This is a genomic window from Paenarthrobacter ureafaciens, assembly GCF_004028095.1.
GTDB lineage: Bacteria > Actinomycetota > Actinomycetes > Actinomycetales > Micrococcaceae > Arthrobacter > Arthrobacter ureafaciens.
Genome location: NZ_SBHM01000006.1, coordinates 668,874 through 688,108, shown reverse-complemented (window position 1 = coordinate 688,108; position 19,235 = coordinate 668,874). Strand labels below are relative to the sequence as shown.

The following is a 19,235-nucleotide window of genomic DNA, read 5'->3' as shown; positions in this document are numbered from 1 at the left end:
ATTTACAGGCTACCGAGTCTGCTCTCTTTTAGCTGAATTCCAGCTCCTGCACATCTCCATGCGACACAATGGGGCTATGTCTAACATTTTTGGTGGTCCAAAAGCCGTCGAAGAAGCCCGGAGCGTCCCGCAAGGTGACACCGTAGGCTCCTACACTTCCTATTTGGATGCCCAGAAGGCGGTGGACTACCTCGCAGACCAGCAGTTCCCCGTGCAGCTGGTATCCATCGTTGGCAACGACCTCAAAATGGTGGAGCGCGTCACGGGCAGGCTCAGCTACCCGCGGGTTGCCCTGTCAGGTGCCCTGAGCGGCATGTGGTTCGGCCTCTTCGTTGGCGTCATGCTGTCCTTCTTCACGCCGGGCGGCGGTCCGTTCTCCATCATCACCTCGGTGCTCATGGGCGCGGCCTTCTTCATGTTGTTCGGCATTGTTACCTATGCCACCCAGCGGGGTAAGCGTGACTTCACGTCCACCAGCCAGGTGGTGGCCACCAACTATGACGTCATTGTGGCTTTCGAGGCTGCCAACGAGGCCCGGCGCCTGCTCCAGCAGTTGCCCATGAATCCGGCGCAGGCCGCAGGACAGGGACAGGGCTACGCTTCGCGCCAGGAACCGTCCCAGCCGTCCCAGCCGTTCCAGCAGCCGGGCCAGGCCCCGGAACGCCCATCCACCTGGAACGACCCCTATGGCCAGCGCGCCCCGCAGCCCGGGGAACCTGAACCGCGTCCTGCGCAGCCCGCCCCGGCGCCTGCACCGTCATCAGCACGGTTCCCGGACCTGCCGGACGGACGTCCCCAGTACGGCATCAGGGTTCCCGAAGGGCAACCGCAGCAGGGCCAACAGCCCCAGCAGAGCCAGCAGTCCCGGCACAGCCACCAGGGCAGCGATGACAATGGCCGGCATGAGGCAGAGCGGCCGCAGCCAGGCCAGAACCAAGCCGGCCATGAGTCACCTGAAGCCTCCGAGCACGACGCCGGCAGGCAGTAAGCATGCAGGTAGTAGCAGGCGGGCAATATTAAAGCGAAGGGGCCACCGGGATTATCCCGGTGGCCCCTTCGGCTTTCTTCCACGCTGGGGAACTAGCCCTCCTGGTAGATTCCCGCCATCCAGGCCTCGACGTCGTCGGCCTTGCGGGGGAGGGCGGAGCTCAGGTTCACCGGGCCATCCGCCGTCATGAGGATGTCGTCCTCGATCCGTACACCGATGCCGCGGTATTCAGCCGGGATGGCGAGGTCCTCGGCCTTGAAGTACAGGCCGGGTTCGATCGTGAAGACCATGCCCTCGGCGAGCTCACCATCCAGGTAAAGTTCCCGCTTGGCCTGGGCGCAGTCATGGACGTCCAAGCCCAGGTGGTGGCTGGTACCGTGCGGCATCCAGCGGCGGTGCTGCTGGCCTTCGGGACTGATGGCTTCATCCACGGAAACCGGCAGCAGGCCCCACTCGGCCAGGCGCTCGGCGAGCACTGTGGTGGCTGCCGTATGGATCTCGCGGAACTTCACTCCCGGACGGGCAGCGGCGAAACCGGCGTCGGCGGCGTCGAGCACTGCTTCGTAGATCTTCCGCTGGATGTCGGTGAACTTGCCGTTCGCCGGCAGGGTGCGGGTGACATCGGCGGTGTAGAGGGAGTCAGCTTCCACGCCGGCGTCGAGCAGGAGCAGATCGCCGGCGTCGACCGTTCCCGTGTTGCGGTTCCAGTGCAGCACTGTGGCGTTGTTCCCTGAAGCTGCGATGGTGTCGTAGCCCAGTTCGTTGCCTTCTTCGCGCGCCTTGGCAAAGAACGCGCCTTCCACGACGCGTTCGCCGCGTTTGTGGGTCAGGGCGCGGGGAAGTGCACGGACGACGTCGGCGAAACCTTCCACGGTGGCCGCGACGGCGATCCGCATCTGCTCCACCTCCCATTCGTCCTTGATGAGGCGGAGTTCTGAAAGGGCTTCGCTGAGCTTCTCGTCCAAGGCATCGAGCTCGCCCAGGTCAAGGTTCTCGGGGTCCTTGGCCGTGTTGTAGCGGGCCGTGTCCACCAGGGCGTCGATGTTCTCGTCCACCTTGCGCACCAGGCGGATGGAAATGCCGCCGATCTCCGGTGCGCCGACGTTCTTGGTGATGGCCACTTCAAGTTCGGAAATGTGGGCTGTGGGCAGCCCCAAGCGGGCCTCGAACTCGGCGAGCGTCGGCCGGGGGCCGATCCAGAACTCACCGGCACGGGAATCAGCGTAGAACTGTTCGGTGTCCCTGCCCGCCAGCGGACGGAAGTAGAGCGTCGCGGTGTGGTGGCCGCCGTCGTCGCCCTTGCCCTCTGCCACCGGCTCAAGGATGAGGACGGCATCCGGCTCGTGGTCCAGGCCGAGGCCGGTGAGGTGGGCGAAGCCCGAATGCGGGCGGAAGCGGTAGTCGCAGTCGTTGGAGCGGACCTTCAACGGACCGGCCGGGATAACAAGCCGTTCGCCTTTGAACTTCTCGGAAATGGCACGACGGCGGCGGGCGGCGTGGTCCGCGACGGCGTCACGCGCAGGGGTCACCTGCGGGGCCGGCGCCCAATTGCTGGCCATGAACGCCTTGAAGGCATCGGACGTGGGCCGCTGCGAGCGGTTGTTGACGCGCTCTTGCAGTGGCTGGGACTCAGCGGAGTCCATGTGCTGGGAGTTTTTGGCATCATTCACCGTTACATCGTCCCACCAGTTCCAAGAGGAGGCCAACGGCTGCGCCATGGCGCGGCCAACGCCTGTTCCGTGATGCGGCCACCGCCTGTTCCGTGGGGAGGCCCACGGCGCAACACGCTGAACAAGCCGGCATCCCATAGGCTGGGAAAGTGAGGATTGACCTGCATACGCACTCGAATGTTTCCGACGGTACCGAAACCCCGGCCGAGGTGATCCGGTCAGCTGCCAAGGCCGGATTGGACGCCGTGGCACTGACGGATCACGACTCCACCGACGGTTGGGACCAGGCGGCGGAAGCGGCAATCCACCATGGCCTCGCGTTCGTCCCCGGCATGGAAATCTCGTGCCGCACGGACAAAGGCATCAGCGTCCACTTGCTCAGCTATCTCCACGACCCCACCCACCCCGGCCTGTTGGAGGAGATCAATAAGTCCAGGGATGCCAGGCTCACCCGCGCCGAGCGCATGGTCACCCTGCTCTCCGAGGACTACCCCTTGACCTGGGACGACGTCATCCACCATGTAGCTCCGGGCGCAACGGTGGGTCGGCCGCATATCGCCGATGCCCTCGTGGCCGCCGGGGTGGTAGCCGACCGGTCAGAGGCCTTCAACAGCATCCTCACCTCGCATTCGCGCTATTTCATCCAGCACTACGCACCTGACCCGGCACTCGCCGTCGGGCTTGTCAGGGCCGCGGGCGGCGTGCCCGTGTTCGCCCATCCCGTTGCGTCTTCGCGTGGCCGCATCGTGGGGGACAAGACGTACAGGGAGATGATCGACGCCGGGCTGTTGGGCCTGGAAATCGATCACCGCGACAATCCGGAAGAAGGACGGAAGTTCCTCCGCGACCTTGCAGCCGAACACGGCCTGCTGATCACCGGGTCCTCCGACTACCACGGCACCGGCAAACCCAACCTGCTGGGCGAGAACCTCACTGATCCGGCCGTCCTGGAAAGGATCGAGGAGCGGGGCACGGGAAGCATTGTGGTCCGCTGATGGACCTGCAGTTGCTGGCGTCCGTGATCGTCACCTTGTTCGTCATCATGGACCCGCCCGGAACCGTGCCGATCTTCATGTCCCTGACGGCACAGATGAGCGCCAAGGACAGGAACCGTTCAGCCCTGCAGGCGCTGCTGGTGGCCACCGGCGTCATCGTCGTGTTCGCGATCTTCGGCCAGTCCATCCTCAACTACATGCACATTTCCCTGGCTGCTTTGCAGGGAGCGGGAGGACTCCTGCTGGTGCTGATCGCCCTGCAGCTGCTGACCGGCAGCACCAGCGGGGAGGAGAACGCCGCCAAGTACAAGAACGTGGCGTTTGTGCCTTTGGGGACGCCGTTAATGGCTGGCCCCGGCGCCATCGTGGCAGTCATGGTGTTCGTGCAGCAGTCCACTGAGCTGTCCGAATACCTGGCCGTGGGCGCGGGGATTGCTGCCGTGCTCGTTTCGCTCTACCTCGCCATGCGCTTCGCCGGAGTCGTTCAACGCGTGCTGGGCGAGAACGGCGTGGAACTCGTGACGAGGATTGCCGGTCTGCTGCTGTCAGCTATTGCCGTGCAGATGATCGCCGACGCTGTGCAGGCTTTCGTCAAGGGCGCTGCCTGACCCGTCAAGGGAGCCGCCTGATCCGTCTAGGGAAGCAGGAGCGGCGTGGAAGACCGCCTTGGTTCCCAGCCGCTTGCGCATGACCTCGATCGCCTGTTCGTTCTGATCCACGCACACGAACTTCCTACCGAGTTTGCCGGCAACAGCGCCGAGCGTTCCGGAGCCGGCGAAGAAGTCCAGGCACCAGTCACCCTTGCGGCTTGAAGCTGTCACTACCCTGCGGATGAGCCCCTCGGGTTTCTGCGTGGGGTAGCCGGTTTTCTCGCGGCCCGTGGGGGAGACGATGGTGTGCCACCAGACGTCGGTCGGCAACTTGCCGCGCTCGCGTTTTGCGGGCGTCACCAGCCCCGGCGCCATGTACGGCTCCCGGTCCACTTCCTCGTTGTCGAAGTGGTACTTGGCCGGGTTCTTCACGTACACAAGTATGTTGTCGTGTTTGGTGGGCCAGCGGTTTTTGGCCCTTGCGCCGTAGTCGTAGGCCCATATGATCTCGTTGAGGAAGCACTCGCGGCCAAAAATGGCGTCGAGCATGACCTTGGCGTAGTGCACCTCGCGGTAGTCCAGGTGCAGGTACAGTGTGCCGTCATCGGCCAGGAGCCGCCACGCTTCCACCAGCTTTGGTTCCAAGAAGGACCAGTAGTCGCTGAAGGCGTCGTCGTAGCTGTGCAGGGCGCCCTTGATGGTGTCATAGGAACGGCCTTTGAAGCCCACCCGGTCACCGTCACCGTCCGCGTTGCGGACCATGCGCGTTTCCTGGCGCCGCTGGACCCGCCCGGTGTTGAACGGGGGATCCACGTAGATGAGTGTGAAGGCGCCGTCCGGCAGCGTGGGAAGGAACGATGCGTTGTCCGCATGTACCACCAGGTTGCTGCCGTCCGGCGCCCAAACAGTTTCAGCCATCGCCGTCCGGTTAGGCCTCGGTGGTGGCAGGCGTGGTGCCTGCGGCCTCGCCGGAAACTACCTCGCCGTTGCGACGACGGGTGCGGGTGCGGCGGGTACGCGCCGGCTTCTCCGATGCACCCTCGGCGGACTCGCGGGGAGCAGCGGTCGCGGTGCCCTCTGCATCGGAGGTACGACGGCGGCGCGTGCGGTTGCGTCCGCCCTCGCCCTTGGAGCCGGCGGAGTCTGCGGACTTTCCGTCACGGGTGCGGCCACCATCGCGACCGGATCCGCCCTGGCGGCCTCCGCTGCGCGAGCGGGAGTTCTTCTTGCCCGTCTCGCCCAGGTCCTCCAGGACCTCGGCGTCCACGCCTGCCAACATCCGCTTGTTGCGGGGCAACCGCCCCTTGGTGCCCTCGGGGATGTCGAGGTCGGTGTAGAGGTGCGGGGAGGAGGAATAGGTTTCAACCGGTTCGGGGACGTTGAGTCCCAGTGCCTTGTTGATCAGCGCCCAGCGGGGTACGTCGTCCCAGTCCACGAACGTCACGGCCGTACCCTTGTTTCCGGCACGGCCGGTGCGGCCTACGCGGTGCAGGTAGATTTTTTCGTCTTCGACGCACTGGTAGTTGATGACGTGGGTGACGTCCTCGACGTCGATGCCGCGGGCGGCAACGTCGGTTGCGACGAGCACGTCCACCTTGTTGTTGCGGAAGGCACGCAGCGCCTGTTCGCGGGCTCCCTGGCCCAGGTCACCGTGGATGGCCGCTGCTGCGAAGCCGCGGTCCACGAGTTCCTCGGACACCTTCGCGGCGGTGCGCTTGGTCTTGGTGAAGATGATGGTGCGGCCACGGTCCTTGGCCTGCAGGATCCGGGCAACGACTTCAGTCTTGTCCATGCTGTGGGCACGGTAGATGAGCTGGCGGATATCGCGCTTGGTCAGGCCCTCGTCATTGGGGTCCGCAGCGCGGATGTGCGTGGGCTGGGTCATGTACCGGCGGGCCATGGCGATGACCGGGCCGGGCATGGTGGCCGAGAAGAGCAGCGTCTGGCGGACCGGGGGAGTGCCGGCGATGAGGGTCTCGACGTCCGGCAGGAAGCCGAGGTCGAGCATCTCGTCGGCCTCATCGAGGACTACCATCTTGACGTTCTTGAGGCTTAGGTGGCGTTGCTTGTACAGGTCGATCAGGCGTCCGGGGGTGCCCACCACGATCTCCACGCCCTTCTGGAGGGCATCGATCTGCGGTTCGTAGGCACGTCCGCCGTAGATGGTGGCAATGCGGGCGTTGCGCTTGCGCGAAGCCGTCTGGAGGTCGTTGGCCACCTGGACTGCAAGCTCGCGGGTCGGGACGATGATCAGCGCCTGGGGTGCACCCTGGACGGCAAGTTTGGCGTATCCGGCGTCGTCGCGGCCTTCGATCCGCTGGAGTACCGGAATGCCGAAGCCCAGGGTCTTGCCCGTTCCGGTCTTCGCTTGGCCGATGATGTCATGGCCGCCCAGGGCCACGGGAAGCGTCATGGCCTGGATCGGGAACGGGTGCGTAATTCCGGCGTCGGCGAGGGACTCGACGATGTCCGCGCGGACGTCGAAGTCGGCGAAGGACTTCTCTTCGATCTCGTGGGGGGTCTCGTCCGAGGTGATCGTTTCCTCGGGTTCGATGGTCTCGGTTCCGGTGGAGTCCGTCAGGACTTCATGGGTGTGCAATTCACTCACAGGGAGTTTCCTTATTCATTTGGGCAGGCGCTGCATGCTCAACGGCGGCAAAGCTGTACCGGAGCACGAACTGGCGCAAGCATTTCCAGTGGAAGCCGATCGCGGGCTATCTAAGTACTGGCACTGGGGACCAGCGGGCACATCTCAAGATCGCGTAGGGGCGGGCTTGTTGAGTTCAAAAATTAACTGAATCAACGACCGGGCATCCATTACTACTGTCCCAGTCTATCCTGTGCCGGACAAAAACCCCGTTGCGGCCGAAATCCCTGAGGCCCATAGCGGCCCGACACCGCGGATTCCCTGGCCCACTAGGTGTCATTCGGCCAGTTCGAACCTGATCACCCGGCCGGTGATGTCGGCCTTCACCAGGCGCACGCGCACCTGGATTCCGGACACCAGCTCACCATCGCATCGGGCAGTGACGGCAGGTTCGGCGATCTGCACGGTGCCGTAGGGGCCATTGCCGTTGCCGTTCCCGTTGGACGGCTTGGACCCGGAAATCACCACGGCGTCGAATACCTGACCTACGTGGTTTGCCGCGAGCGCGGCTTCCACGGTGTCCAGGGCCATTCGCTCCAAGCGGCCTGCCAATGAGTCGGAAGCAGCCATGATCCCGGGCAGGTCAGGCAGCGCTTCCCGTGCCCACACGGGGATCTCCCGGCCGTTGCTGAGGGCTTCGCAGATCACCAGGACAAAGCGGTCAATGAGCCTGCGGAGTGGAGCAGTGGTGTGCGCGTACGGGGCCCCGATGGCGGACTGGACAACGTTCTCCGGTACCTCACCGTCGAACGGGGTGTAGCCGGCGCCCCGGAACAGCATGCCGGCGGAGTGGAGGATGGCCAATTGCTTCGGATCCGAACCATCGAGGGTCCGGAGGTACTCGCCGTAGCTGATGTCGCCGTCCCACGGTTTTCCGAGGGCCTGGGTTTGGCGCTTGAAGTGCAGTAAGGAGCGCTCATCAGGGGCCGGCATGGTCCGCAGGATGCCCACCTTGCCGTCGAGCATCAATTGGGCCGCAGCCATTCCGGTCATCAGGGACATCTGGGCGTTCCAGTCCTCGATCGGCAGCGAGGGAGCAGCCACGATCCGGTAGTCGCCGTCGGTGACCTGGACGATCTCCTGTTCTGGCATGTTCAGGCTCGCCCCGCCGCGTTTGCGCTCGAGTTCGACCCGCTTCAGGCCCACTTCCTTCAGGAGCATGAGGACCTCGGGGGCGGTTCCCGCATCGATCTGCTTCTGTGCACCCTTGTAGCTGAGCTTTGCACGGCTGCGAACGGTGGCCCGCTCCACGGACATGGAGACCACTTCCGCGTTGTGGTCGAGGTCGAAGTCCCACACGAAGGCGCTGCATTCCTGCTCTGCCAGGAGGCTCCCGGCTTGCTCGCTGATGACCTCCGGATGCAGCGGGACCCTTCCGTCCGGTGCGTAGAACGTTTGCCCGCGCCGCCGCGTTTCGGCGTCCAAGGCTCCGCCGGGGGCCACGAAGGACGGCACGTCGGCAATTGCGTACAGGACCTTGTAACCGGCATCGTTACGCTGAATGAACAGCGCTTGGTCCAGATCGGTGGAAGTCGCGGGGTCTATGGTCACGAACGGCACGTCCAGCAGGCTGCGGGGCGGCAATTGCAGGTTTTGAACCGCCTGGCGCGCTTCATGCTCGGCGTCGGCAGGGTAGTCGCCGGGTAGTTCCAGCTCGCTCCTCAAGGCAGCCAGGGAGGCAGCGAGCCGGTCGGAAGAATCGTCGACGTTGGGCGCTATCCGATGATGTGACACGAAAGTCAGACTAGCCCGAAAACGGCGGATAGTCTTGGACCATGGGCACGTCCACTCCTGGCGGAATTCCCGCGGACGTTCTCCCGGCAGAGCTGCTGGGAGCCATGGCCTATGGCGAATTGTCAGCGTTCGGGCGGTTGTCCGCGGACTCCCGCTTCGCTCCTACCCTCCGGGACCGGGCTACCTTTGCCAAGATCGCGGTCGGTGCATTCGGCAACTATGCGTTGATCAGCGGCCGGCTTACCGAGATGGGGCGGGACCCCGAGGACGCCATGCTTCGCTTCCAGCCGTCATTCGATCACTTCCACGAACGCACCCCGCCAGGGGACTGGTACGAGTCTGTTCTGAAGGCGTACATCATCGACACGGTGTCCTCGGACTTCTACAGGACGGTGTCCGCCTTCCTGGATGCCGGGACACAGCAATTCGTCCGGAAAGTCGCTTCTGCGGACCAAGCCACCGAGGCGTTGCGCATCCTCCTCATGCGGGCCCTGAGGGACGATCCCAGGTTGGCTTCGCGCCTTGCCCTATGGGGCCGAAGGCTGGTGGGTGAGGCCCTCACCCAGGTGCAACGGGTGGCGTTGGAGCACCCGGACCTGCGTGCCGTACTTCATGACGGACAGGCCAAGGCGGAGGTAGGCCGGTTGACGGCGGAACTCGCCGATCACCACGGCCGCCGGATGACGGGCCTCGGACTGGCTGCCTAGGCGTCCAGGGCTTCGAGCAGCGACTTGGCCGCCGCCGTCGGGTCTTCTGCTTCGGTGATGGCGCGGACTACGACGATGCGGCTGGCTCCTGCCGCAACCACCTGCTCCACATTCGAAAGATCGATCCCGCCAATGGCAAACCAGGGAAGGGCGGATCCTGCGCGTTCCACAGCTTCGGCGGCATATGTGACCAAGCCCAGGCCTACTGGCGTCCGGCCCGGTTTGGTGGGTGTGGTCCAGAGGGGACCGACGCAGAAGTAGTCCAGTCCTGCACTGCCCGACGAAGCCGCAATGGCCGCGTCCACCTGATCAGGCCCATGCGTGGAGAGACCTATGGCGGTGGTGTCCCCGAGCAGCTGCCGGGCCACGGGCAGCGGAAGGTCCTTTTGGCCCACGTGGAACACGGGAGCCCCGGAAACACGGGCGATATCAGCCCGGTCGTTGACCGCCCACAGCTTGGAATGCCGGGCGGCAACTTTGTTCAGGACCTCGAGCAGCTCCAGTTCCTCGGCGGCCTCAAGGGTCTTGTCACGGAGCTGGATGATGTCCACGCCGCCTTCGAACGCGGCGTCCACAAAGTCTTCGAAATCGCCTTGCCGCCGGCGGGCATCGGTGCACAGGTAGAGGCGGGCGTCGGTGAGGAGATCAGGCTGGGTCATGGAAACCAGAGTAGTTCCTCTAAACTGGGCACGTACTGCGGGAGCCGTGACAGCGTCATATGACCGTCCGGCTGAGAGGGCTTCAGAGCCGACCGCTTGACCTGATCCGGCTAATACCGGCGTAGGGAAGGAAACCAATGGCAGAAGCCATCGAAGCAGACGTTGCCGTCATCGGCGCAGGCGTAGTCGGCCTGGGCATCGCCCACCGGATCCGGGCCACAGGCCGTTCCGTGGCCCTCATCGATCCGAACCCTGCCAGTGGAGCAACCTTTGCAGCGGCCGGGATGCTGGCCCCCGTGAGCGAACTCCACTACCAGGAAGAAGATCTCCTGGAACTGATGCTCGAATCGTCCAGGCTATGGCCAACGTTCGTGTCCGGATTGTCCGGTACCGGCGTCACCACCGGCTACAGCACGACGTCGACGCTCGCGGTGGGTGCCGACGCCGCCGATCGACGGGCGCTCGCCGATCTGCGCTCCGTGCAACAGGCGGCGGGGCTCACAGTGGAGCCGTTGATGCTGCGGGACGCGCGGCAGCGCGAGCCGCTGCTCAGCCCCGGAATTTCATGCGCTTTCGATATCCCGGCCGACCACCAAGTGGACCCCCGCCGGCTGGCGGAGTGCATACTCGCCGGATTGGCCGCGCACACCCCGTCGGATGCCACATGGGTCCCGGGCGCGAGCAGCGGGTTCCAGCTGGCAGCGGAGGCCCGGCGGCTGCTGTGGGAGGGTGACCGCGTTGTGGGCGCTGAACTCTCCACCGGCCAAGTGGTAGCGGCAAGGGAAACCGTGCTGGCCAATGGCTTGGCGGCTGCGGCGACCGGCGGACTTCCTGAGGACCTGCACCTGCCGCTCAGGCCGGTTTACGGAGACATCCTCAGGCTCCGGGTACCGGAGGACCTGCGGCCGTTGCTGACCTCCACAGTCCGCGGAATGGTGCGGGGAGTGCCGGTATACATCGTGCCCCGCGAGGACGGGACCGTGGTGATCGGGGCAACCCAACGCGAGGACGGGCTCTCGACGGGATCGAATGCGGTGTCTGCCGGCGGCGTGTACCAGCTGCTTCGGGACGCCCAGATCCTGGTCCCCGCAGTCGGTGAGCTGGAGCTCATCGAAGTGACAGCCCGTGCACGGCCGGGCACCCCTGACAACGCTCCGCTCCTGGGGCGGGTGGGCGCGGCGGACGGCGCCCTCCGGGGCCTGATCATAGCCACGGGTTTCTTCCGCCACGGCGTACTCCTGACCCCCATAGCCGCACAGATCGTGGCCGGCTTGCTCGACGGTTCCGCGGATGACCGGTGGGTCCGGTTCCGTCCGGATCGTTTTTCTCCGCAAGGCGCCCTCGCCGGGCGCGGCATTCCAACACCATCCATCGCTTCCACCAAGGAAACAGCATGAACATCACACTCAATGGGGCCCGGCACACCGTGGCCGATGGCGCATCCGTCAGCACCCTGGTCACGTCCGTTACCGGACGCGCCCTCGACCCGAGCGGACAGGCGGCCGACGGCGGCAAGCTGGGTGTCGCCGTCGCGCGCAATGCGGAGGTGGTCCCGCGTAGCCAGTGGGCAGCAACGAACCTCGCCGACGGCGATGAACTCGAACTCGTTACCGCAGTCCAGGGAGGCTGAGCATGACCATCCTCAACACCGAAACGACTACTGACACGCTGGAAATCGACGGTGTCGCCTTCAGTTCGCGGCTCATCATGGGCACCGGTGGCGCCCCGAGCCTGGACGGTTTGGGGGCGGCCCTGGTGGCTTCCGGCACGGAGCTCACCACGGTAGCCATGCGCCGCTACTCGCCGGCCGAGACGGGCTCGCTGTTCCAGTTGCTGGTGGACAACAACATCCGGGTGCTGCCCAACACGGCAGGTTGTTTCACTGCCAAGGACGCTGTCCTTACCGCGGAGCTGGCCCGCGAGGCGCTGGAGACCGATTGGGTGAAGCTGGAAGTCATCGCGGACGAACACACGCTGTTGCCGGACGCGGTTGAACTCGTCGACGCCACTGAACAACTGGTCAATCGGGGTTTCAAAGTCTTCGCATACACCAACGACGACCCCGTGTTGGCACTGCGACTGGAAAACCTCGGCGCCACTGCGGTCATGCCCCTCGGAGCACCGATCGGGACCGGTCTGGGCATCCTCAACCCGCACAACATTGAAGTCATTGTGTCCCGTGCCTCCGTGCCTGTTGTCCTGGACGCAGGCATCGGAACTGCTTCCGATGCGGCACTGGCCATGGAGCTCGGTTGCGACGCTGTCCTCCTGGCCACAGCGGTGACGCGTGCCCAGAACCCTGTCCAGATGGGTGAGGCATTCATGCACGCCGTCAAGGCAGGCAGGCTGGCCAGGCTGGCAGGCCGCATTCCACGGAGGGAACACGCGCTGGCATCATCGGCGATGGAGGGCCGGGCAGAGTTCCTCTGAGCCCGTACCAACCTGCGACGGCAGGTACTGCTGACAACTGTGGCCACCACCCCATGCGGGTGGTGGCCACAGTTCTTAGTCGCCCGGTTGAGCCGGGAAGGTGCTACAGGCGGAGTGCTTTGGTGAGCGCTTCAGTGTCCCGCACGGTCCGGGTCCTGCCAAGGAACACCGCGACGCCTGCCGCAGCTGCCGTGCCAAGGACGATCGGCAAGACCCACGGAATCCAGGTCAGCCCCGGCTGGTAGCCGAAGCCGGCGGCAATGAAGGCGATCCAGCTGAGGGCGCCGACTCCGAGGGATACTCCCGCGGGGACGGCAATGCCGTACTTGCCATGCCGTTTGTCGTTTGCCCACACCAGGAAGCCGGTAGCGACGGTAACGAACACCATCACGACGAGGGAAAGCATGGGGTCTCCTTAGCGTTGCGGGCGTTCTGGATCAGAGTGCGCCGAAGCCCACGCGACGAACTTCCTCCGCGCCGATCTCCACGTAGCCCAGGGCACCGCCCGGAACAATGACCTGACGGCCCTTATCATCGGTGAGGCGCAATTCCGAGCCCTTGGACAGGGCGTCTGAAACAAGCTTGCCTACGGCCTCGGCATCGAGCGAGGATTCGAGCACAATTTCGCGGCCAACGTTCTGAATGCCGATCTTTACTTCCACAACAAGGCCTCCAAGCCAATCAACGTTTTAGGTCAGTCCCTTATTTGTAGCCTAGGACTCTTTGGGGAATCGACTGATTCCGCGCCAAGCTAAACGATAGATCAGATCACTGGCCACATCGAGGTCAAGGTTTCCATCCGTTTCCAGCCAGTACCGGGCGCTGACCTGCGCCATTCCCGCCAGGCCGCGGCCCAGCAACTGAGCTTCAAGGGGCGGCAGCTTGGTGTCTTCGGCGATCACATGGGCTACTGCGTCCGCGAACGTCTTGTTGAACGTTTCCAGGCGTGAGCTGACGTCGGGATCGTTGATGAGGTCCGATTCGAAGACGAGGCGGTGGGCCTGGTCGTCATCGGCAATGAACTTGTAATAGGCGCGCATTACCGCCTTGACGCGTTCCTTGTTGTCCGTGGTGGAGTTCAGCGCGCTGAGCATCAGTTCCGTCAGTGCGGCCAGATGGCTGTCCAGCAACGCCATGTAGAGGTCCCGTTTGGAGGGAAAGTGCTGGTAGAGGACCGGTTTGCTGACGTGGGCGGTTTCGGCGATCTCATCCATGGCTGCTCCATGGAAGCCATTGGAAACGAAAACCTCCAATGCCGCGTTCAGTAATTGTGCCCGGCGCTCGTCCCGCGGCAACCTTGCTGAGCGGGTGGAACCGGACCGTTCCTGCTTTGCTGCCCCATCGTTTGCCCGTGCGCCGTCAGCCACAGTCTGCCGCCTTTCCTTTGCAGTTATGACCACTGTACCGGTGGGTAATATGACCGGGCGGCATCGGCAGGCATACATTGGGGTATGGCCTCAATTCTTGCTGCCCCCACTGCGCCCGCGGTCCTGCCGCCACTCGTTGAACCGGCCGACGGACTGACGCCGGCCGAGGTGGAACGGTACTCCCGGCATCTCATCATTCCCGAAATCGGCGCGGTGGGCCAACGCAGGCTTAAGAATGCGAAAGTCCTTGTCATAGGTGCCGGTGGCCTGGGATCTCCGGCGCTTTTGTACCTGGCCGCGGCCGGCGTCGGGACTCTGGGCATTGTGGACGATGACACCGTTGACTTGAGCAACCTCCAGCGCCAGGTGATCCACGGTGTTCACGATGTGGGCACACCCAAGATCGAGTCCGCGCGCAAGGCCATCGCCGAGCTCAATCCGCTGGTCACCATAGTGCTGCACAACCAGCGGCTGGATGCGTCCAACGCGCTGGAGCTTTTTGCGGGCTATGACCTCATCCTCGACGGTGCGGACAACTTCGCCACGCGCTACCTGGTCAACGATGCCGCAGCGATCCTCGGCAAGCCGTACGTCTGGGGCTCCATCTTCCGTTTTGACGGCCAGGTCAGCGTGTTCTGGGCAGAACACGGCCCCACCTACCGCGACCTGTACCCCGAAGCCCCACCCGCCGGCTCGGTGCCCTCCTGCGGCGAGGGCGGTGTCTTCGGCATGCTGTGCGCCGCAGTGGGCTCGCTGATGGTGACCGAGGCAGTGAAGCTGATTACCGGCGTCGGGCGTTCCCTGCTGGGGCGGGTTGCCCTTTTCGACGCGTTGGGCGGCAGCTGGCGCGAAATCAAGGTGTCCAGGGATCCCGAAGCCCAACCCATCACGGAACTGACGGACTACGAGGCATTCTGCGGGGTTACGCCGCCGGCCCCTACCGACGGCGAACATACCGTCACGGCCAAGGAACTCGCCGCGATGCTGGCCGAACGTGCAGCGGGGCAGCGCGATTTTGACCTGGTGGACGTGAGGGAATCAGGCGAGTACAGCATCGTGAATATCGATGGCTCCGTGTTGATTCCGCAGGGAAGGATCCTGGCCGGTGAGGCTTGGGTTGACCTGCCGCAGAACCGGGACATCGTGTTCCACTGCAAGGCAGGGACGCGTTCGGCCGCAGTGCTGGAGGCCGCACGGAAGGCGGGGTACACGCGGGTCAGCCATCTCGACGGCGGTATCCTCGCCTGGGTGCGGGATGTGGAACCGGAGAAGCCCGTCTACTGACATGTAGGCAGAAACAGCCGCCTACCGGTTGCGGTGGGCGGCAGCAGGGTTCAACTGGCGAACTTGCGCTAGGCGCTTTCGGAGCGAAGTTGCTGGTGGTCTACCGGGCACTCCGCTGCGGGAGCTGCCTGGGGCTGCTCCACCTGGATACCGTAGAGCGCATCCAACGCTGCCACGTAGTCTTCCTGACGGCCGTCGGAGGCCAGTTCGCGGGCACGTACGGTGGGGATGTGCAGCAGCTGCTTCACCATCCGGCGAAGGGCGAATTCGACCTCCTCGGCCGCTGCAGTGCACCCGTGCCGGGCGCGGACTTTTTCCATTTCGGAGTCGAGGACGTTCATGGTGTGGCGTCGCAGGGCAACGATGGCCGAATCCACCGAGCGCGATTCGCGCTCTGATTCGAAAGCCGTGGCGGCGCCGCTGACGATCGCACTGGCCTGGGACAGCGACTCGGCCTGCTCCTGCGGCGCAGCCAGGCGGACTGATTCGAGGGTAAGGAGTTCCACGCCGTCGAGTTCGCCGACGGCGGGATCGAAGTCGTGGGTCAGTGCAAGGTCGATCGCAATCAACGGCTTTCCCGAATTGGTCCTGACGCGGGCGAGATCCTCTGCCTCAACCCGGTTGTCGGAGCCGCTGCAGCCGATCATCACGTCGGCGGCTGCCACGGCCCCGGGAAGCGAATCGGCGTCGAGGGCTGTTCCGCCGCGGGTGGCAACGAATGTTTCCGCGCGGCCGGAGGAGGAATAGACGGAGATGTCCGAGCAGCCCCGTTCGCGCAGCAGGGACATGGTGGCTCCCGCATAGGCGCCGGTACCGAAGATCACTACCTTCTTGGTGGACCAGTCCGGATTGTCCGAAAGATCGGTGGCCAGGTCCAGTGCCACGGAGACAATGGAAAGGCCACGGGAACCCAGTGCCGTCTGCGCGCCAACGTCCTTGGCGGTCTTGGAAGCCGCTTGGAAGAGCCGGACCAGCCCCGGACTTGCGGTGCCTTCCTGCTGTGCGGTGATCAGGGCGCGGCGGACCTGCCCCGCGATCTCACGTTCGCCCACGACGGCGGAATCCAACCCGGCGCTCACTGCGAAGAGGTGGCGTGTTACGTCCGGACCCGCGTGGGTGTTGAAGGAACGCGACACGAGTTGCTCATTGAGTCCACTGAGTTCGCTGATCTGGGAAACCAGGGCGGAGCGGGCGGCTTCGACGTCGGCGCCGTTTGCTGTTTCGCCATAGATCTCGTAGCGGTTGCACGTTGCCAGGACCACGGCTCCGGAGACGACCGGTGAGCCCGTCAGGGCGGTGGAGGCCAGCTCGGAGGAACCGTTGCTCAACTGAGCGACGGTTTCGAGGTCGATGTCGGCGTGTGTAGCCACCAATGAGAAAAGAACCACAGCAAACCAATCATAGCTTTTTCGTAGCGCGGTAGAACAACGTGCCGCCGTGGCAATGACCACCAGCTGGAGTGATCCCTGCCACATGGGTATGGCGGCGGGTGGAACGTGACAGCCTGTCGTTATCTTTTGCACCGGATTTTCGGCACAATCGAAGGCATGACTTCTAGCGCGGCACCCTCCAACAATACGGCCATCAATGCCCCGGCAGGCAAGCTTGGGCCGGGCCACCCCCTCAATGATGGCCGCACTGCGGACTCGCCGCTGATCACCGCCTACCGCGGCGGTACGCCTTCGCGCAGGCCCGTATGGTTCATGCGTCAGGCCGGCCGTTCCCTGCCCGAGTACCTCAAGGTACGTGAGGGCGTTGCCATGCTCGATTCATGCCTGCGTCCTGAACTCGCCGCAGAGATCACGCTGCAGCCCGTGCGTCGCCATGATGTAGACGCCGGTATCTTCTTCTCCGACATCGTCATTCCCCTCAAGCTCGCCGGCGTCGGAGTGGACATCGTTCCAGGTGTCGGGCCGGTGTTGGACAAGCCGGTACGGACCGCCGACGACGTAGCCGCGCTGCCCGAGCTGACCTGGGAAGCGCTGGAGCCCATCCGCGAAGCCGTCCGCCTCACGGTGGCAGAGCTTGGCAAGACTCCGCTCATCGGTTTTGCCGGCGCGCCCTTCACCCTGGCTGCCTACATGGTGGAAGGCCGTCCTTCCCGGGACCATCTGGGCCCCCGGACCATGATGCACGCAGACCCTGAAACCTGGACGGCGTTGGCCAACTGGGCTGCCGACGCCTCGGGCCTGTTCCTGCAGGCTCAGTTGGAAGCCGGCGCGTCGGCCGGCCAGCTCTTCGATTCCTGGGCGGGTTCCCTCGGCCTGGCTGATTACACCAGGTTCGTTGCGTCGGCCTCCTCGCGGGCCCTCAGCCACGTTCGCGGACTGGGTGCGCCGTTGGTGCATTTCGGTACCGGCACCTCCGAGCTCCTGGTGGCCATGCGGGATGTCGGCGTGGATGTCGTCGGCGTCGACTACCGCCTGCCGCTGGACGAGGCCAACCGCCGGTTGGGCGGAAGCGTGCCGTTGCAGGGCAACATCGACCCCGCGCTCCTTTCTGCTCCCTGGGAGGTGTTGGAGGCCCACGTCCGGGAAGTCATCGCAGCCGGTTCCGCGGCACCCGGACATGTAGTGAACCTCGGCCATGGTGTTCCGCCCGAGACGGATCCCACCGTGTTGACCCGGGTTGTTGAACTCATCCACTCCATCCCCTCGGAGTAGTCGTCGTGCGCTCGCGAGGTGCCGCGCCCCAAAGCCCCACGGCGGTGGTTGTAGGCGGCGGCGTCTCAGGCCTGGTGGCCGCCCGCGAACTGGCGATGGCGGGCATCGCCGTGACGGTTCTCGAGGCTTCGGAGTCCTGGGGTGGCTGTGTGGGAAGCCACGTCGTGGCAGGTCTGTCCCTTGACAGTGGGGCTGAGTCATTCGCTACCCGCTCTTCCGCTGTTGCCGACCTGGTCCGGGAGCTGGGAATCGGCGGGCAGATCGTCGCACCGCGGCCCGGGGGTGCATGGGTGCAATTGCCCGAGGGCGCCAGGGAACTTCCGAAAACCGGAATCCTGGGCATCCCGGCCAACCCGTGGGACCCCGAGGTCCGGCGCTCGCTGGGCTTCCTTGGTGCCCTGCGCGCATCCATGGACCGGATCCTGCCGGCCGGGCTCGGCACCTCTGCCGAGCTGACGAGCGTTTCCCAATTGGTCCGGACGAGAATGGGCAAGCGGGTCCTTGAGCGCCTGGTGGAGCCCGTGGTGGGCGGCGTCCATTCGGCCGACCCGGCCCTGTTGGACGTTGACATGGTGGCGCCCGGGCTTCGCGATGGCGTCCGCGCCAACGGCTCGCTTGCCGCTGCCGTCGCAGCACAACGAAAGGCTGCGCGCGGTGCGGGGTCCGCGCCTGCCAAAGCCGGCTCCGCCGTCGCGGGGCTGAAGGGCGGCATGCACACCTTGATCGGAGCCCTGGTCAAGGACCTGCAGGACCGCGGGGTAGTGCTGCTGACCCACCAGCGGGTGGACGGCATACGCAAGGCCGGAACCGGTTGGCAGGTTTCGGCTGGTGATTCCACGTACGACGCCGGGCGGCTGGTGGTTGCGCTCGACGGCCCGGCCGCCGTCGGACTGCTTGCGGACTCGGTGCCGGCGCTGGCTGGACTCCGCCCGGAAGCAGGCCCTCTGGTCAGCCTGGTGACGCTGGTGGTGGATCTTCCCGAACTGGACAGCCGGCCGCGCGGTACCGGAATCCTCGTTGCCCCCCAAACTCCGGGAATCAGGGCCAAGGCCCTGACGCACGCCACTTCCAAGTGGGATTGGCTTGCCGGGGAAGCCGGTCCCGGCACCCACGTGGTCCGCCTTTCCTACGGACGGCTGGTCGGTGTGGATGGCTCTGACGGGCAGGCTGCATCGGTCATGGACGACCAGTCCCTGCTTTCGGCTGCAGTGGAAGACGCCTCGAACCTCCTCACGGTTCCCATCACCCGTGCGGACGTCGTGGATTGGGACGTCGTGCGATGGGAAGGCGCCCTGCCGTTTGCCGCCGTGGGTCACAAACAGCGCGTGGCCGAGGTTCGCCGGGTCTGCGGGGCCGTGGAGGGCCTGGCTGTCGTGGGGGGATGGCTGGCCGGGAACGGCCTTGCTGCCGTGGTTGCCGACACCCGGACCCAAGCGAAGAAGCTGGCCCACGACGCCGCCAATATGTGATTTGCGTCACTTCTACGTCTTGTAGAACTGAT

Annotated in this window: 19 protein-coding genes and 1 riboswitch; of the genes, 10 read left to right on the top strand and 9 right to left on the bottom strand. The window is 64.9% G+C overall.

Annotated elements, in window-relative coordinates; all coding sequences use genetic code 11:
• Positions 1-76: 76 nt before the first annotated feature.
• Positions 77-988 carry a YflT domain-containing protein gene (locus AUR_RS04220; protein WP_241650857.1) on the top strand — a complete coding sequence of 304 codons (912 nt, stop codon included), beginning with the start codon at positions 77-79 and terminating at the stop codon, positions 986-988.
• Between the two features lie 92 nt (positions 989-1,080).
• On the opposite strand, the gene AUR_RS04215 is transcribed toward AUR_RS04220, so the two are convergent.
• Positions 1,081-2,658, bottom strand: a complete 1,578-nt coding sequence (locus AUR_RS04215) for an aminopeptidase P family protein (RefSeq protein ID WP_062099262.1) — start codon at positions 2,656-2,658, stop codon at positions 1,081-1,083.
• Positions 2,659-2,807: 149 nt separating this feature from the next.
• On the opposite strand from AUR_RS04215, the gene AUR_RS04210 reads away from it, so the two are divergent.
• Both AUR_RS04210 and AUR_RS04205 read left to right on the top strand, forming a co-directional pair.
• A complete protein-coding gene (locus tag AUR_RS04210) occupies positions 2,808-3,653 on the top strand; it encodes a PHP domain-containing protein (RefSeq protein ID WP_062097339.1) in 846 nt (281 codons plus the stop codon).
• On the top strand, positions 3,653-4,261 hold the full coding sequence (locus AUR_RS04205; RefSeq protein ID WP_021471793.1) for a MarC family protein: 609 nt from the start codon (positions 3,653-3,655) through the stop codon (positions 4,259-4,261). Before AUR_RS04210 ends, AUR_RS04205 begins: the two co-directional genes overlap by 1 nt.
• Here AUR_RS04205 and AUR_RS04200 read toward each other — a convergent pair.
• The 3 genes from AUR_RS04200 to AUR_RS04190 all read right to left on the bottom strand — a co-directional run bounded on the left by AUR_RS04200 (position 4,199) and on the right by AUR_RS04190 (position 8,624).
• Positions 4,199-5,161 (bottom strand): DNA-methyltransferase, encoded by a 963-nt coding sequence (locus AUR_RS04200; RefSeq protein ID WP_241650856.1) that lies wholly within the window; start codon positions 5,159-5,161, stop codon positions 4,199-4,201. The genes AUR_RS04205 and AUR_RS04200 overlap by 63 nt on opposite strands.
• 10 nt (positions 5,162-5,171) lie before the next feature.
• Positions 5,172-6,851: a DEAD/DEAH box helicase gene (locus AUR_RS04195; protein WP_062097337.1), complete on the bottom strand. Its 1,680-nt coding sequence runs from the start codon at positions 6,849-6,851 to the stop codon at positions 5,172-5,174.
• 315 nt (positions 6,852-7,166) lie between these two features.
• Positions 7,167-8,624: an RNB domain-containing ribonuclease gene (locus AUR_RS04190; protein WP_062097335.1), complete on the bottom strand. Its 1,458-nt coding sequence runs from the start codon at positions 8,622-8,624 to the stop codon at positions 7,167-7,169.
• A gap of 41 nt (positions 8,625-8,665) precedes the next feature.
• Here AUR_RS04190 and AUR_RS04185 point away from each other — a divergent pair, with 41 nt between their 5' ends.
• Positions 8,666-9,331 carry a ferritin-like fold-containing protein gene (locus AUR_RS04185; RefSeq protein ID WP_062097334.1) on the top strand — a complete coding sequence of 222 codons (666 nt, stop codon included), beginning with the start codon at positions 8,666-8,668 and terminating at the stop codon, positions 9,329-9,331.
• On the opposite strand, the gene thiE is transcribed toward AUR_RS04185, so the two are convergent.
• Positions 9,328-9,990 carry a thiamine phosphate synthase gene (thiE, locus tag AUR_RS04180; RefSeq protein ID WP_062097332.1) on the bottom strand — a complete coding sequence of 221 codons (663 nt, stop codon included), beginning with the start codon at positions 9,988-9,990 and terminating at the stop codon, positions 9,328-9,330. The genes AUR_RS04185 and thiE overlap by 4 nt on opposite strands.
• A gap of 27 nt (positions 9,991-10,017) precedes the next feature.
• Positions 10,018-10,135: riboswitch (TPP riboswitch) on the top strand.
• On the opposite strand from thiE, the gene thiO reads away from it, so the two are divergent.
• The 3 genes from thiO to AUR_RS04165 all read left to right on the top strand — a co-directional run bounded on the left by thiO (position 10,128) and on the right by AUR_RS04165 (position 12,420).
• A complete protein-coding gene (gene thiO / locus AUR_RS04175; protein ID WP_062097330.1) occupies positions 10,128-11,387 on the top strand; it encodes a glycine oxidase ThiO in 1,260 nt (419 codons plus the stop codon). (Overlaps the previous riboswitch by 8 nt.)
• Complete coding sequence (thiS, locus tag AUR_RS04170; protein ID WP_021471800.1) at positions 11,384-11,620, top strand: sulfur carrier protein ThiS; 237 nt, start codon at positions 11,384-11,386, stop codon at positions 11,618-11,620. The genes thiO and thiS overlap by 4 nt, the downstream gene beginning before the upstream one ends.
• Before the next feature lie 2 nt (positions 11,621-11,622).
• A complete protein-coding gene (locus AUR_RS04165; RefSeq protein ID WP_021471801.1) occupies positions 11,623-12,420 on the top strand; it encodes a thiazole synthase in 798 nt (265 codons plus the stop codon).
• Positions 12,421-12,523: 103 nt separating this feature from the next.
• On the opposite strand, the gene AUR_RS04160 is transcribed toward AUR_RS04165, so the two are convergent.
• Genes AUR_RS04160 through AUR_RS04150 form a run of 3 tightly spaced genes read right to left on the bottom strand, consistent with a single transcriptional unit; the run spans position 12,524 to position 13,865 of the window.
• Entirely contained in the window at positions 12,524-12,826 is a 303-nt protein-coding gene (locus tag AUR_RS04160; RefSeq protein WP_062097328.1) for a hypothetical protein, read from the bottom strand.
• A gap of 31 nt (positions 12,827-12,857) precedes the next feature.
• Positions 12,858-13,082 (bottom strand): DUF3107 domain-containing protein, encoded by a 225-nt coding sequence (locus AUR_RS04155; protein WP_021471803.1) that lies wholly within the window; start codon positions 13,080-13,082, stop codon positions 12,858-12,860.
• Positions 13,083-13,133: 51 nt separating this feature from the next.
• Positions 13,134-13,865 carry a TetR/AcrR family transcriptional regulator gene (locus AUR_RS04150; protein WP_031216330.1) on the bottom strand — a complete coding sequence of 244 codons (732 nt, stop codon included), beginning with the start codon at positions 13,863-13,865 and terminating at the stop codon, positions 13,134-13,136.
• A gap of 6 nt (positions 13,866-13,871) precedes the next feature.
• Here AUR_RS04150 and moeB point away from each other — a divergent pair, with 6 nt between their 5' ends.
• Entirely contained in the window at positions 13,872-15,071 is a 1,200-nt protein-coding gene (gene moeB, locus AUR_RS04145) for a molybdopterin-synthase adenylyltransferase MoeB (RefSeq protein WP_062097326.1), read from the top strand.
• Between the two features lie 68 nt (positions 15,072-15,139).
• On the opposite strand, the gene AUR_RS04140 is transcribed toward moeB, so the two are convergent.
• Entirely contained in the window at positions 15,140-16,459 is a 1,320-nt protein-coding gene (locus AUR_RS04140) for a glutamyl-tRNA reductase (RefSeq protein WP_062097324.1), read from the bottom strand.
• A gap of 159 nt (positions 16,460-16,618) precedes the next feature.
• On the opposite strand from AUR_RS04140, the gene hemE reads away from it, so the two are divergent.
• Together hemE and hemG are read left to right on the top strand one after the other, a co-directional pair.
• A complete protein-coding gene (gene hemE / locus AUR_RS04135) occupies positions 16,619-17,734 on the top strand; it encodes a uroporphyrinogen decarboxylase (protein WP_062099261.1) in 1,116 nt (371 codons plus the stop codon).
• Between the two features lie 5 nt (positions 17,735-17,739).
• The gene (gene hemG / locus AUR_RS04130) at positions 17,740-19,203 is read left to right on the top strand and encodes a protoporphyrinogen oxidase (protein WP_263884684.1); all 1,464 of its coding nucleotides are present in this window, start codon (positions 17,740-17,742) and stop codon (positions 19,201-19,203) included.
• Positions 19,204-19,235 lie beyond the last annotated feature (32 nt).